This is a genomic window from Hanstruepera neustonica, from assembly GCF_002895005.1.
Classification (GTDB): domain Bacteria; phylum Bacteroidota; class Bacteroidia; order Flavobacteriales; family Flavobacteriaceae; genus Hanstruepera; species Hanstruepera neustonica.
The window spans coordinates 145,375-160,623 of the sequence record NZ_POWF01000006.1 but is presented as its reverse complement, the minus strand read 5'-3'; the positions used below and the strand labels follow the sequence as shown (position 1 = coordinate 160,623).

Here is a 15,249-nt window from a genome sequence, read left to right as displayed (position 1 = left end):
AATGACTTATGTTATAATGCATCTAATGTAATAAAATTTCTAGATTCTTTTTCCTAGCCTTTTCAATATAACAACTGCAACCCAAAAACTCCTGAAAATTGTAACGAAAACTTCGGTTAATCGTTATGTTAGTACAAACCAAACCTAATCAATCAAAACATGACGAATAAAAAAATCAATTTAAAACCATTAATAGTAACAGTCTTAATGCTGTTGATAGCAATGGCCGCTCATGCTGTCAACCCCAAAACCCAGTATACCATTACGATTAAAAATTTAGCCGAACGACAAGCACACATCCGCTATACATTTATGCCCAAAAGTGACACCTTGTCTATGGCACCTGGGGCCAACCAGTTACCAGATCGGTGGGCAACCTTTATCTCCAATGTGAAGCTTCAAGATAGTAACAACCAAGAATATGCCATACAAGATTTGGATAATGCCACCTGGTTGATGCGGGCACCCCACAACCAAACACTCACGCTTTCCTATACGGTGAACTTAACGCATGAAGACTACACCTGGAGTAGTGGTTTGGATGGCGTAGCCTTTAATACCGATTGGGGCATCTTTGCCACCACCAGAGCTCTGTTAATTGTTAACGGTAACCAGCACACCAACATCACAGTCACCTGTCAACTACCTAAAGACTGGAAACTCACAACCACCTGGCAACGCACACCACATACCAACAACCAATATCATGTTTCCAACACCGAAGAACTCACCCAATCTATGTTGTTTATGGGTTATCAGGAGGAAATCATCATTGAAAAAGACCATCTCAAGCTCATCTTTGCCTTGGGTGGCGAGTCAGTAATCGCCAAAAAGGACTTCTATGCCAATATGGCTTCGGGAGTGTTAGAATATTATGAAAATCTCATGGGTGGACTCCCAAAATTACCCTCGGCTACCTTTGCCGTTTTTATCAATACAGCCAATGCTACCGATGGTGAAGTCATTGGTAATAACATCAGTATTTTAATAGAGCAAGAGGGTGATGCCATGTCAGAGGTTATTGCCAATTTTATCTTTGCTCATGAATTCTTCCACCTCTGGAATGGTAAAACCTTTTTACCAGTTGATGAAACCATGGAATGGTTTAAGGAAGGCTTTACCAATTATTACACACTCAAGGCATTATACCAAATTGGCTATTTAAATCAGGATAGTTTTACAGGAGCCTTAAATAATCTCTTTTACAATAAGTATCATCATGATGAAGGTTTGGGTACAATAGCAATGGTACAAGGTGACCAAAAGCATGACCATTGGGGCTTGATTTATGGTGGAGGCCTGTTTGCTGGCATAGCACAGGATATAAACATCCGCTTGAATAGCCACAACACCCACAGCTTGGATGACCTGATGCGCGATTTATACACCAACCATGCTGGAGCTGACAAGGCCTATACCATGCAGGATTTAAAAAACAAGTTAGAGTCCTTAAACGGTAGTGACCTAACCACCTTTTTTCAGGACTATATCTACGGCACGAAAACCATACCCATAGCCGACTATCTCACTCAAGCGGGTTTTGATGCCCAAATAGAAGGCGACCAATTAATCAAACAACCACAAGAAAACGCGTCTGGATTACAGCAAGCAATCATCCAAGGAATTTTTGGGTTGCAGGAGTAAAGGTACTGGGCATCCTGTCTTGACCAATAGCGTCGGGAGGTTCAGGATATTGATAGGTATCACTAAATAAAGGGCCTCATTTTTATAACGTAGTAAAACCAAGTCAAGACAAGTTCGTGTCATTGGGAGTAGGAAACTCGGCTATTTGTCATTTCGAGTGATTTTACGAAGTAAAATTGTATCGAGAAAAGTATTTTTAATTAAACCACACCGCATACCCTTTCCGTCGTAACTCCAAAGCCAAAGCACGCTCCAGTTTGAGGGCTTCTGCCCGTGTACTCACAGGGGCAATATGATTATACAAACTAGGGCGGAGGTAAGAACCATATTTTTGAACAATATTGGATGACAACTTCACACCCTTGCTATTGCGGTAGCCCGTTTTATGTTGTTGTAAACGCTCTTGGGGTGTTTTACTCGTCATACCCACATACAGGCATTCCAATACCCCATTAAACTGCGGATTGGCAGCACGAAACTTGGCGTTTTCGGTGAACACCTTCTTTTTGAGTTCCACCACGTAAATGCGATATTGGGTTTTGGGCATAATCTTTAAATCAATCCTTTCCTTAAGGTTTTTTAAAAATAGGTAAAATGATCTTCATAATTATTATGTTTACATTTAATTTATACAATTAGTAGAACCATTACTGGAAAATAAATTTGTTTATTCAAATATTTTTTGTATATTTGTACTTTAATTACTGAATATTAAATGAAGTTAAAGATAAGAAATATTTGTCAAATTAGTACAGGGGTCTACGTAAAGACAGAGAGAGTTGGTGATGTTTATTACTTGCAGGCGCGAGATTTTAATACCTATAATGAGCTTGATCCTTTATTAAAGCCTGAAGTTTTTAGTTATAATATTAATGAGAAACACTACTTAGGCAAAGGAGATGTTATTATTGCGGCAAAGGGCTCTAATCATTTTGCATTTACTTATAATAATGAAGTACAGCCTGCCGTGGCTTCTTCAATGTTTATTGTTTTGCGTCAATTTGATCAAAATAAAGTGATCCCTGGTTTTATTTCATGGTTTATAAATCATCCGCAAACTCAAACCCTATTGGAGCATTCTCACAAAGGAAGTGGGATTCCTTCTATAAGTAAAAGTATAATAGGGGATTTAGAAATTAATCTGCCATCATTAAAAGAGCAGGAATTAATCCTGTCAATAGATAGATTGAAAATAAATGAAGCGCAGTTGAATCAAGAAATAGCAATATTGAAAAACCAAGTTTTAAACGAACAATTATTAAGATTAATTCAAAAATAAAAGTAATGGAACAAATAGTTAAAGAAAGAGATATAGAAAGAATTGTATGGAGTGCCTGTGGTACCTTTAGAGGAGTTATTGATCCAAGTCAATACAAGGACTATATACTTACCATGCTATTCATTAAATACGTTAACGACGTAGATAAGGAAAAACGAAAGGCATATTCAGAAAAATATGAAGGTGATTTAGCACGTGTTGATCGTGCCATGAGCATGGAACGTTTCGTTGTGCCAAATAACAGTAGGTTTGATTACTTTTTTGAGAATAGAAATGAAAACAACATCGGTGAAATCATTGATATTGGCCTGGCTGATTTGGAAGAAGCAAATCGTGAAAAGCTAACAAGTGAGGATGGTTCAGGTATTTTTAGAAACATCTCATTTAACAGTTCTAATCTTGGTGATGAAAAACAAAAGAAAGACCGCATTAAGAAGCTGTTATTTGATTTCAATGAGCTGGATCTGTCTCCTTCGCATCTAGAGCGTAGAGATATTATTGGTGATGCGTATGAGTATTTGATTAAGAATTTTGCAAGCGATGCTGGGAAGAAAGCGGGAGAATTCTACACGCCGGCTGAAGTATCTACACTCATAGCTAAACTTACAAAGAGTAAGCCTGGATCTCGTATTTACGATCCAACATGCGGTTCGGCATCTTTGCTAATTAAAGCTGGAAAGGAGGTTGGTACTAACGACTTCCATCTATATGGACAAGAAGCTAATGGGAGTACCTGGGCATTAGGGGTTATGAATATGTTTTTGCATGGTTTTGATAGTGCTTCCATTCGTTGGGGAGATACCATCAGAAATCCAAAACATAAAGAAGGTGATGCCTTAATGAAATTTGATACGGTGGTTGCAAATCCGCCATTTTCACTTGATAAATGGGGTGCTGACGAGGCAGGCAGTGATAGATACAACAGGTTTTGGCGAGGAGTTCCACCAAAAAGTAAAGGTGATTGGGCATTTATTTCCCATATGTTAGAGTCTGCATATGAAGGTAGTGGAAAGGTTGGTGTAGTGGTGCCTCATGGTGTGTTATTTAGAGGAAGCAGTGAAGCTAAGATTAGACAAAAAACTATCGAAGATAACCAGCTTGAAGCTGTTATTGGTTTGCCTTCTAACTTATTTTATGGCACTGGTATACCAGCGGCTGTATTAATCTTTAATAAAGGGAAGGGAGATAATACTAACGTTTTGTTTATTGATGCCAGTGAGCATTACGAAAGTGGTAAAAACCAAAACAGACTGAGAGAAGATAAAGACATTCCTAAAATTGTGGATACCTATAAAGCTTTTGTAAATGGTGAACTTAAAGAGGGTGTTGCCGAAGAGAAGTACAGTTATGTTGCTACTTTTAAGGAGATCAAGGAAAATGACTTTAACCTCAATATCCCGCGTTATGTAGATACGTTTGAACCTGAGGCAGAAGTCAATATCCCTGCAGTCCAAGCACAAATAAACACGTTGGAGAAAGAACTAGCCGAAGTACAAGCCCAAATGCAATCTTATTTAAAAGAATTAGGACTGTAATGGAAGCAGTAGAAAAACATAAGAGAGGTTATAAAAAGACCAAACTGGGATTGATTCCTGAAAGTTGGTCTATAAAACAATTGAAAGATTTGGGGTATGTACTTTCAGGTCTAACGTACAAACCAAATGATATTGACAATAATGGTGTGTTAGTTTTAAGATCATCAAATGTAAATGAGAGACAAATAATTTTTGAGGATAACGTATTTGTAGATGTAAATGAAGGAGGTTTTAATCCAGTTCGTAAAGGAGATATATTAATATGCGTGCGAAATGGAAGTAAATCTCTAATAGGTAAAAATGCTAAAATAAATGAACAAGCAGAAGGTATGGCATTTGGAGCATTTATGGGTGTTTACAGGAGTGTTCATAACGATTATTTATTTCATTTATTTGATACAGACTACTATTACAGGGAAATACATCGAAATCTAGGCGCAACAATAAACTCTATAAATGGTAGTAACTTAAAGAAGTTTTATTTTCCACTCCCTGAAGCTAGTGAACAAAAAGTTATAGCCAAATGTCTAAATACTTGGGACAAAGCAATTCAAGACATTTCCAAGCTTATTGGCTGTAAGAGACTGCAAAAAAAAGGCTTGATGCAACAATTGCTATCAGGTAAAAAGCGTCTTAAGGGGTTTAATGATGAATGGACTACTTGGACCTATCAAGAGCTATTTAAAAAAGTGAGTAGGCCGGTAGCTTGGGACGATAACGAAATATATGACCTAATTAGTGTGAGGAGACGCTCAGGAGGATTGTTTCACCGTGATAGTCTTAAAGGTGAAAAAATATTAACCAAAAGCCTCTTTACTGCTAAAACAGGAGATTTTTTAATGTCCAAAATGCAAATTTTACATGGAGCTTCAGGTTTGGTAACAGAAGAGTTCAATAACATGAAAATATCCGGTTCATATATAGCTGTTATACCTCAAAATAAGGGGACACTTATTATGGAGTATTTGAATTGGTATTCTCAAACACCATATTTCTATCACCAAACGTATCGAAGCAGTTATGGCGTTCATATAGAGAAAATGACCTTTAACTTCAAGTTGTTTAAAAAGGAAGAAATAGAGCTACCTGGTATTGAAGAGCAGCAAGCTATTGTAGACGTTCTTAATGCTGCACAAAAAGAGATTGATCTTTTAATACAAAAAAGAGACCAATTAAAGGAGCAGAAAAAAGGACTTATGCAGAAGCTATTAACAGGTAAAAAAAGACTTAATATTAAATAAAATGAAAAAAAATGGTCGTTTTAAAATTTCCAGACTATTTATTTAAAAAAGATACTAAAGATGAGACTAAAATTAATGAGGAGAGCGTCAGTTATACATGCTGTTAAATGTAACAATTCATTGTCGTTTGACCTGACACAGGCGTCTTCAGATGAGCTAATGAGAATAAAGAACCTAATTGAGGTTGCGGAAAGTGAAGAAGCTTTTACCGATATTATTAATCAATTGAATGATTGGGCTTCTGAAGAACCAGTAGCATCTGAAGGAGAAATAAAACAATTACTAAAAAAATAAAAATTATGGCAAGAAAAGAAAGACATGTGGTACCCAATCCAGATGGAGGTTGGGACTCAAAACGAGAAAACGCAAAGCGTGCATCCAAACATTTTGATAAAAAAGAAGATGCTATGAAATGGAGTAGGGATAAAGCTAAACAAGAAGGTTCAGAGCTAATACCTCATAAGCGTGATGGTAAAATCCAAAACCCTAACAGTTATGGTAATGACCCTAATCCGCCTAAAGATAAAAAGCATTAGTTATGAAGGAAGTATTAAAAATATTAAATGAACTTACACCTAAGCAAAAGAAGGAGTTTGATAGCGATATGCAAAAGCTTTATTTGGAATGCCATAGGATATTAAATGGAAAGCTAGAAAAACTTAAGGATGTTAGTGTGAATTTAAATATCAATAATGAAGTTTACTTGAATGTAGTTTGTGAGTATGATAATAATATCAAAAGTTTAGAGCAGGTCAAAGGAAGAATAACATATTTAAAAAAATAAAATAACCGCACAGAATATGATGCTGCTGTTACAGCAGATAGAGCAAGTTTAAACTAGGTATTGAATGGCAAATTTAAGATTAATAAAAGAGTTTAATAAAAAGTATAATAAGCATAGCGCTATTGCCAATTTGGATTTGGAAAATAGTATGATGAATGAATCATTGCAATTTTCTATTCAAAAGCGAATTTCAAATCTCGGGGGTGCATATGAAAGACATTTTAGAGATCGTGATCCTGCTAATCTGGCATTTCTGTTTATTGATATTTGTAGTTTTTCAACTCGATTTACTAATCTTAGTGGTAAAGGAATTGCTAAAGTTCTGGACGATTATTATGATATTGTGATACCCATCATTTATAAGCATGGTGGAGAAATTGATAAGGTAATAGGAGATGGTATAATTGCCATATTCGGACCACCTTTTTCTGAAGATAACGTGGGTTATAATATTAGACAAGCTGATTTATGTGCCAAGGAAATCATTGAAAAAACTATTAATACTAATTATTACTCGAAAATTGCACTGCATTTTGGTGAAATAGTTTACTACTGTAATGATTCGATTTTCTACGAAGAATATACGGTTGTTGGTAAACCAGTAACAGAACTTTTCAGGTTAGAATCAATAAGTGAAGACAAGAAAATCAATTTCTATCATATTGAAAAGAAGATAGATGCCTATAAGCAACAATTATTAGCAAATGGTGAAAAATCAAAAATACCTGCACGTTGGGTTACTTCTAACCCTAAGCCAGTTGGGACTTTAAGAGGAGTTAGTTATAAGTATTATAAAACAACAGAATTAAAATAATGGGATTAGAAAGACATTTATGGGGAATTAATGAAGAAGTAAAGGCTATGGTAGATAGCCAATTCAAGGTTAATGTTGCTTCTACAGCTGTAGTACCAAAAGTTGATTCTGGAAGTTTAACCTTTCCAGATTTTAGGAATAATAAGTTGTCTGCCGTTGAAATTGAAACGTGTGTGTTATTCATTGATATTAGAAAATCTACAGAAATATCTGGTAGTCATCTAAGACCAACTCTTGCAAAGTTATATAGTGCTTTCGTAAGAGCAATGGTGCAGGCGGCAGAATACTATGGAGGTAAAGTAAGAAATATAATTGGCGATAGGGTTATGGTTGTCTTTGATGAAAAAGATTGTTTTAAAAACGCAATTGACTCAGCTATTCTTCTTTATACCGTTTCTGAATATATAATCAATAAGCATTTTAAGCATAACGAAATAAAATGTGGTATAGGCATTGACTATGGGAAATTATTAGTTGTTAAAACGGGTACAATTAAAAGAGGTGATGAATCCAGAGAATATAAGTCTTTAGTTTGGCTGGGTAATGCTTGTAATATAGCTTCAAAGCTAACCGATCAGGCAAATAAGGGATTTGTGAAATCGAATTTTGAAATAGAGGTTGAGGTTATTGATTATGGTTTTCTATTTGGAAGAATCAGTCCGATTGGTGGATCACCGTTTATGGGTATAGAGAGTAAAAATGAGGGTGGTCCCAAAAAAAGAAAAATAGTGTTATCTAAAGAGGAGTTTTTAGATGGGATTAGAGATTCAGAAAATGGGGTGTCATATAGTTATCATGGCGATATTAAAAGCCTAAAAAAAGTAGAAAAGAAGATAAATACAAGTCCTATATTACTTTCAGAGACAGTCTACGAAGGTTTTAAAAAAGCTTGTCCTAATGCTGATTCAATAACTAAAAGGTGGTGGAAAATACAAGAAATAAAAATTGAAAATTATTCAGGTAAGATTTATGGTGGCTCAATCTATAAATCTGTTATAGAAAAAATTTAAAGATTATGGAAGAAAAATTATTAGTTGTATTTCAAAATATAAATGAGTGGTTGCGTTTTGCAGAGGCTAAAAACGCAATGATAATTGCATTGAATGGAGTGGTTGTTTTTGGAGTCGCACAAATTATAGAATTTAATTTTATTAAGGATATCGAGATTCTTAAATGGTACTTAACAATAGCTTTTATTTGTTTAACTTTTAGTACAATAGTAGCATTGCTTTCTTTTATACCAAGACTTAAACAAATTGCACCAACATTTAATTTAAACCCTGGTAAAGACAATTTTCTGTTTTTTGATACCTTAAAGGATAAGAAAATAAATGAAGTAATTGAATTTTATAAGACTGATGATGAGGTTCAACCTTATCACGAGCAATTAGCTGATCAAATTATAGTTAATTCAGGAATTGCAAAGCGTAAATATGATTATTTTACTTTCTCCTGTTGGATAACTATTGCTGGAATTATTACTCCATTAATAGCTGGACTTTTTGCATTTTTCATTTACAAGAAATAAAAATGAACACACCAAGTTTTAAAGAAGACCATATATCCCAAATACCGGCTATTCAGATGCTGGTCAACTTAGGGTACACCTATTTAAATCCCGAAGAAGCCTTAAAAGCAAGAGGACATAAGACTTCAAATGTATTATTGGAAGATATACTTCGTAAGCAGCTTAATGAAATAAATAGTATTAAGATTTCGTCAACCAAGACTAGTATTTTCAGTAAAAATAATATTGAGGCTGGTATTCTTGCTTTAATGGATGTAACTCTGGTAGATGGTTACATTTCAGCTGCTGAAAAAACATATAATTTATTAACTCTAGGTAAATCTTTGGAGCAAAGTATAGATGGTGATAAAAAAAGTTTCACATTGCAGTACATAGACTGGAAAAATATAGAAAATAATGTGTTCCATGTTACAGAAGAGTATAGTGTGATGCGCAGCGGAAGCAAAGAACATTATAGACCTGATTTGATACTTTTTGTTAATGGGATTCCACTAGGAATTATAGAATGTAAGCGCCCAGATATAAAAGAGCCTATTAAGCAAGCTATTTCTCAACATTTACGTAACCAGAAGGAAGATGGTATTAGGAGATTATACATCTATGCTCAATGCTTGCTAGCACTATCAACAAACGAAGGTCGCTATGCAACAATTGGAACTAAAGAAAAGTTTTGGTCGCACTGGGAAGAGAGTTTTAAGAATAAAGAAAGTGAAGAAAATTACAAGTCGAAACTTCATGAACTTAAAAACACACCACTTAATGATGATGTGAAAAACAACTTGTTTTCAGAGCGATTCCGTTATGTTAGGAGCCACTTTGATCTCCTTGAAAGTGAAGATGTATTACCTACTGAACAAGATGTTTATTTGTATGGCCTCTGCAGCCCTGAACGTTTATTGGACTTTACATACAATTATATAGTTTTTGATAATGGTGTTAAGAAAATAGCAAGATACCAACAGTATTTTGCTATTAAAAAGACTATTACTCAAATATTGACCTTAGAAAATGGAAAAAGAAGAGGAGGTGTTATCTGGCATACACAAGGAAGTGGGAAATCCTTAACAATGGTTATGCTTGCTCAAGCCATTGCTATGGAAAAAAGTATTAGAAATCCAAAAATAATACTGGTTACTGATAGAACAGATTTAGATGATCAGATAACAAGAACTTTTGAGAAGTGTGGAATGCCAGTTAATAATGCGGCAACAGGTAAGCAATTGGTAGAATTGTTGGAAAGTAAGTCAGATGCAGTTGTAACAACAATTATTAACAAATTTGAAACGGCTGTCCGAAAAATTAAAAGTCCATTAATCAGTCATGATATTTTTGTTTTGGTGGATGAAGGGCATAGGACACAACATGGTACTTTTAACATTGAAATGCAAAAGACATTACCAAATGCGTGTTTTATAGCTTTAACAGGGACACCTTTGTTTAAGAAGGATAAAAACACATTAAGGCGTTTTGGATCTTTGATAGACCAGTATACAGTTGATAAAGCAGTTAAAGACAAAGCTGTTGTTCCGTTGTTGTACGAAGGGCGTCATGCATTCCAACAAGTAAATGAGAATCCATTAGACAACTTTTTTGCCATGATTTCTGAACCTTTATCAGCTTATGAAAAGGCGGATTTAAAAAAGAAATTTAGTAGAGCAGACCAATTAAATATTGCAGAACAGAAAATTCTTGCCTTGAGTTGGGATATAACGAAGCATTTTGAGCAAAACTTTAAAGGAACTGGCTTTAAAGGTCAATTGGTTTGTCAAAACAAAATTAGTGCAATAAAGTATAAGAAGTTTTTGGATCAGATAGGGCGAGTAACCTCAGAAGTTGTGATTTCACCACCTGATGATCGTGAGGGAGAAGAAACAGCTTATGGAGCAACATCAGATGAAGTAAAATCATTTTGGAAAGAAATGATGGATGAGCATGTAACTCCAAAAAAGTACCAGGAGAATATCGTAAATCGGTATAAGAATTCAGATGAACCAGAAATTATTATAGTAGTAGATAAGCTCTTAACTGGTTTCGATGCACCAAGAAATACGGTTTTGTACCTAACAAGAAAGCTACAAGGTCATACATTATTACAGGCAATTGCGAGGGTCAATAGAATATATCCTGATAAAGATTATGGTTATATAATAGATTACTATGGAGTATTAGGAGCTTTAGATGATGCTATTGAATTATATTCTTCTTTTGATGAATTTGATTCAGAAGATTTACAGGGCACACTTACAAATATAGTTGAAGAAATAAAAAAATTACCTCAAAAGCATTCTGAGGTATGGGATTTGTTTAAAACGGTTATTAATAAGAGAGATGCTGAGGCATTTCAACAGATTCTTAGAGATGATGCTAAAAGAGTTTTATTCTATGATAAGCTAGCTTCTTATGCTAGAATTTTAAAAATGGCTTTGTCTTCAATTGAATTTCATAAATCTACGGATGAAAATTTAATTAAGTCATATAAAGAAGATTTGACGTTTTTTATGAAATTAAGAACGGCTGTATCTCAAAGATATTCGGATACTGTAGATTATAAAAAATATGAAGGACAAATACAAAAATTAATAGATACGCATATAACCACAGAGAAAGTGGATTCTATAACCGAATTGGTTAATATTTTTGATAAGGAGGCTTTTCAGGAAGAGGTTGAAAAAACAATTGGTTCTGCTGCTAAAGCAGATAAAATTGCTTCAAGAACGGATAAGCATATAACCGAAAAGATGGACGAAGACCCTGCGTTTTATAAGAAATTCTCTGAAATGCTCAGAGATACCATAAAGGATTATGAGTTACATCGTATATCTGAAGTACAGTATTTAGAGCGCGTTAAAGATATTATGGAAAAAGTTTTGTCAAGAACTGATGGTGATATTCCATCCGTTTTAGAAAATAGAGATATTGCTAAAGCTTTTTATGGAGTTACTCTTGAAGATTTGAAAACTAAAATCCAAGATGCAAAGCTAAGGCAAACGATTTCTGCTGAAATAGCAATTACATCAGATGATATTATTAATAACTTAAAGATAGTGGATTGGCAAGCAAAGGTCGATGTGCCTAAAAAGATGGTTTTTAAAATTGGAGATTATTTAATTGATGAAATAAGGGATAAATACGCGCTCGATCTTTCATTTAAAGAGATTGATGCTATTGCTGAACAAATAGTTGAAATAGCTAAAGTAAGGTATAGATAATGAAAGATTTTATCGATTTTGGTTCTCACAGAATAGACTATTCAATAAAGTTTTCTGACCGTAAAACATTGGGTATAACGGTTAATCCAGAATTAGAAGTCATTGTTAAATCACCTGAAAATATTTCCAAAGAAATAATTAAAAAAAAGATTAAGAATAAAGCTCCATGGATTATTAAGCAGCAAAGTTATTTTTTATCGTTTCAGCCTAGATCCGTTAAAAAAAAATATGTCAGTGGAGAAACTCATTTATATTTAGGCAGGCAATATAGATTGAAACTCACTTTGTCAAAAACTAGTGAAGTAAAATACAAAGGTAGATTTATTGAAATATTCACACCAAAAAAGGCAAATGCAGAAGAACTTATGCTACAATGGTATAAAACAAGAGCAAAAGTGAAATTTTCAGAAATAGCTGAACCGTTAATCCAAAGGTTTAAGAAATATAATGTAGAACCTAATGGAATGTATATTCAAAATATGGCCAAACGTTGGGGAAGCTGCACGCCTAAGGGTAAAATTATATTGAATCCAGAATTAATAAAGGCACCAAAGGCTTGTATAGAGTATGTTATAATACATGAACTATGCCATCTGATTTATCACAACCACACCAAAAAATTCTTTGATTTACAAGATAAAGAAATGCCTGATTGGAGAAAATGGAAGAGTAAATTGGAGAATTTACTTGCTTAATTAAAAAATATACAAAAAATAGGAAAACAAATGAAATACGTAAAAACTGATGCAATTAATTTAAGAGACCACGGTTTTAATGAGAAGTGGCTTCAAGATATCATAGAAGAAGACCCATCTATAATAGGTTTGGGTGAAATAGAGGTTTATCGTCGAGAACGTAAGCAAACATCAGGTGGGCGTATAGATTTCTTAATGTTAAGTGCAGATAGTACAACAATGTACGAAGTTGAAATTATGCTTGGCGCTACAGATGAAAGCCATATTATTAGGACTATTGAATACTGGGATTTGGAAAGAAGAAGGTTTCCCTCCAGAGAACATAGGGCAGTATTGATTGCCGAGAATATTACAAATCGATTTTTCAATGTAATTTCTTTAATGAACAAGTCAATACCAATAATTGCTATTCAATTAAATGCCTTTAAGCATGAGGATAAGGTTTTCCTTGATTTTGTGAAAGTTTTAGATATTTATGAATCTCCTGAAGATGAAGAAGATTTAGGTTTAGAAGTTGTAGATAGAAAATATTGGGAAAATAAATCAGCTAAATCCTCAATTAAACTATTGGATGAAATCATTGCAATAGCAAGTGAAGGTTTTGAAGAGTTAAGAGTGACTTACAATAAACACCATGTTGCGTTAGGGACTTCCCAAAAAAACTGCATTTGGTTAAGACCTAGGAAAACAGAAGGGTATTGTCACATAGAGTTGTTAACCTCAGAACAGAATATTGAAGAGACTAAAATGGCAATTGAAGCCATTGGGCAAAGTTATACTATAAGAAAAGAGAAAATAATAGCATTTGCAATAACAAAATCAGATTATTCGAAAAACAGAGATTTGATAAAAGAAATTATTGGTAAAACAATAAGTATATATAAGTAATCACCAAACTTTTAATTAATGAAATATTTGTTTGATAAAACCCGATTCTTTCCTATTAAATCATCATTGATATTAGATAAAAATGTTAAAAAACGCTACGCCATTGAAATTGAACTTAAAGGAAAAAGACAAGGGAAAGAAAGATGGTTAGTGATTTTGAAAAACCCAAGCAGGGCAGGTGAGAATGATATCAGTGAATCCGATTGTACAGTTAATCGTGTTTGTGAATACTTTTTCATCAATAAACCAGAAGTTTCAAGTGTAATAATCATGAACCTCTTCCCAGTTTATCAAACCTATTCAGAAAAATTAATTGAACGTTCAGAGGATTTAATAGATGCTAAAAACAAGTCATTATTAATTCAAAATATTAATGCTGCAGAAAATATTGTTTTGGCTTGGGGAGGTCATCCTTGGAAGTGCAAAACGTATTTTGATGAAATGGAGACATTTATTTTCGAAAATATTTCAAATAAAAACCTGTATCAAATGAAACATCCTAGATGGGGTTTAAATCTAGAAAAACCTCTACATGGGCAGGTTTGGGGTTATAAGTATGAATTGAAAAGAATAAATTAAAATCAATTATTTAAAAATATCAGTCCATAATAATTCAAAATAAAATACCTAAAAACCCCGCTCCAGACTTCTCCCAAAGCAAGAGCGGGGTTTAGTAATTAATAATTTAAAATCACGAATGGCCTAGCCAGTAGTAGCTACTTTCAAGGCATGGTCTTGGGCTAAAGCATACATGTTACCATTCACTTCTTGGTAAAATACAATACCCAGTCCCACAAACACCGCAACCTCTACAGGAATGGCGCCAAGGGCACTCATATCCACTTGCAAGGTCGTGGCACTACCAACCATACCACCCAAAGCAATAGCACTACTGGTAGTAACACTACCTCGGGCATTCACGGTTTCGTCAACGGGCTCATAGGCAGTAAGCACAGGCACAAAACCATAATTGCTCACATAGCCTGTAGCCAGTATCAGACTAAAGTGGGTGGCACCCTCGGGCGCATTAATAAACGCATCGGTATTAAAATCGGGCACGGTCAAATCCACCACATCACGCGTCGCATTAATGGTAGGCCCAGTAAGGGGTGCAAAAAACACAGAGTCAAACTGTTTGTTTGGGTTAAACTCAAACCCTCTAAACTGCTCATGGTAACTGGCCAAATCCAGTTCCCGTTCACCACGGTCTCCAGCACCCAGTTTAATAATGCGCTTTAAAAGCCCACTCAACCGGGCACTCAAATACGTGTCACCAATGGTTTGCGATAATCCGGCAAAAGCTTCTCTAAAGGCCTTGCCAGCTTTGGCAGCACCACCAAATTCCTGCATGTTTTCACGGGTACGCTTGTACGCAGGATCGTTCATAATACGGTTTCTTGAAACGCGGCTTTGGGTTTTCACAAAGCTCTCACCGTCTTTTCTGTAAAAGGTCAAGCCATCCAGCGAGCCTTCCAGTCTAATAAATGAATTGTTTCTAGCCATGATAAATAGGTTTTAGGACCACGGCGCGGTGGCTATACCGCACAACAGTCTGGTTAAAAATGGGACGAGACATGGGGTTGCTCATCCGTTAAATAAACGAATGCTAATAATTAGTTTGGGAGAAGTAAA

Annotated in this window: 16 protein-coding genes; 14 read left to right on the top strand and 2 right to left on the bottom strand. The window is 34.7% G+C overall.

Annotation, left to right across the window (positions count from 1 at the left end):
• Positions 1-159 precede the first annotated feature (159 nt).
• Complete coding sequence (locus C1T31_RS10165; protein WP_103052386.1) at positions 160-1,644, top strand: M61 family metallopeptidase; 1,485 nt, start codon at positions 160-162, stop codon at positions 1,642-1,644.
• 196 nt (positions 1,645-1,840) lie between these two features.
• Here C1T31_RS10165 and C1T31_RS10160 read toward each other — a convergent pair whose 3' ends face one another.
• Positions 1,841-2,191, bottom strand: a complete 351-nt coding sequence (locus C1T31_RS10160) for a GIY-YIG nuclease family protein (RefSeq protein ID WP_103052385.1) — start codon at positions 2,189-2,191, stop codon at positions 1,841-1,843.
• A gap of 168 nt (positions 2,192-2,359) precedes the next feature.
• Here C1T31_RS10160 and C1T31_RS10155 point away from each other — a divergent pair, with 168 nt between their 5' ends.
• The 13 genes from C1T31_RS10155 (at position 2,360) to C1T31_RS10095 (ending at position 14,196) form a co-directional block, all read left to right on the top strand.
• A complete protein-coding gene (locus C1T31_RS10155) occupies positions 2,360-2,923 on the top strand; it encodes a restriction endonuclease subunit S (RefSeq protein WP_103052384.1) in 564 nt (187 codons plus the stop codon).
• Between the two features lie 5 nt (positions 2,924-2,928).
• Positions 2,929-4,458, top strand: a complete 1,530-nt coding sequence (locus tag C1T31_RS10150) for a type I restriction-modification system subunit M (RefSeq protein ID WP_103052383.1) — start codon at positions 2,929-2,931, stop codon at positions 4,456-4,458.
• Positions 4,458-5,699, top strand: coding sequence for a restriction endonuclease subunit S (locus C1T31_RS10145; protein WP_103052382.1), 1,242 nt, complete (start codon positions 4,458-4,460; stop codon positions 5,697-5,699). The genes C1T31_RS10150 and C1T31_RS10145 overlap by 1 nt, the downstream gene beginning before the upstream one ends.
• A 60-nt stretch (positions 5,700-5,759) precedes the next feature.
• A complete protein-coding gene (locus C1T31_RS10140) occupies positions 5,760-5,993 on the top strand; it encodes a hypothetical protein (protein ID WP_103052381.1) in 234 nt (77 codons plus the stop codon).
• 5 nt (positions 5,994-5,998) lie between these two features.
• Positions 5,999-6,235 carry a DUF2188 domain-containing protein gene (locus tag C1T31_RS10135; RefSeq protein WP_103052380.1) on the top strand — a complete coding sequence of 79 codons (237 nt, stop codon included), beginning with the start codon at positions 5,999-6,001 and terminating at the stop codon, positions 6,233-6,235.
• A gap of 2 nt (positions 6,236-6,237) precedes the next feature.
• Positions 6,238-6,483 (top strand): hypothetical protein, encoded by a 246-nt coding sequence (locus C1T31_RS10130; RefSeq protein ID WP_103052379.1) that lies wholly within the window; start codon positions 6,238-6,240, stop codon positions 6,481-6,483.
• Positions 6,484-6,547: 64 nt separating this feature from the next.
• A complete protein-coding gene (locus C1T31_RS10125; protein ID WP_103052378.1) occupies positions 6,548-7,297 on the top strand; it encodes an adenylate/guanylate cyclase domain-containing protein in 750 nt (249 codons plus the stop codon).
• Positions 7,297-8,307 (top strand): adenylate/guanylate cyclase domain-containing protein, encoded by a 1,011-nt coding sequence (locus tag C1T31_RS10120; protein WP_103052377.1) that lies wholly within the window; start codon positions 7,297-7,299, stop codon positions 8,305-8,307. Before C1T31_RS10125 ends, C1T31_RS10120 begins: the two co-directional genes overlap by 1 nt.
• Before the next feature lie 5 nt (positions 8,308-8,312).
• Positions 8,313-8,825: a Pycsar system effector family protein gene (locus C1T31_RS10115; RefSeq protein WP_103052376.1), complete on the top strand. Its 513-nt coding sequence runs from the start codon at positions 8,313-8,315 to the stop codon at positions 8,823-8,825.
• A 2-nt stretch (positions 8,826-8,827) separates the two neighbouring features.
• The gene (locus tag C1T31_RS10110; protein ID WP_103052375.1) at positions 8,828-12,034 is read left to right on the top strand and encodes a type I restriction endonuclease subunit R; all 3,207 of its coding nucleotides are present in this window, start codon (positions 8,828-8,830) and stop codon (positions 12,032-12,034) included.
• Entirely contained in the window at positions 12,034-12,729 is a 696-nt protein-coding gene (locus C1T31_RS10105) for a M48 family metallopeptidase (RefSeq protein WP_103052374.1), read from the top strand. The genes C1T31_RS10110 and C1T31_RS10105 overlap by 1 nt, the downstream gene beginning before the upstream one ends.
• A 30-nt stretch (positions 12,730-12,759) precedes the next feature.
• A complete protein-coding gene (locus C1T31_RS10100; protein WP_103052373.1) occupies positions 12,760-13,617 on the top strand; it encodes a hypothetical protein in 858 nt (285 codons plus the stop codon).
• Between the two features lie 18 nt (positions 13,618-13,635).
• Positions 13,636-14,196 (top strand): DUF1643 domain-containing protein, encoded by a 561-nt coding sequence (locus tag C1T31_RS10095; RefSeq protein ID WP_103052372.1) that lies wholly within the window; start codon positions 13,636-13,638, stop codon positions 14,194-14,196.
• Between the two features lie 123 nt (positions 14,197-14,319).
• On the opposite strand, the gene C1T31_RS10090 is transcribed toward C1T31_RS10095, so the two are convergent.
• On the bottom strand, positions 14,320-15,120 hold the full coding sequence (locus C1T31_RS10090) for a hypothetical protein (protein WP_103052371.1): 801 nt from the start codon (positions 15,118-15,120) through the stop codon (positions 14,320-14,322).
• Positions 15,121-15,249 lie beyond the last annotated feature (129 nt).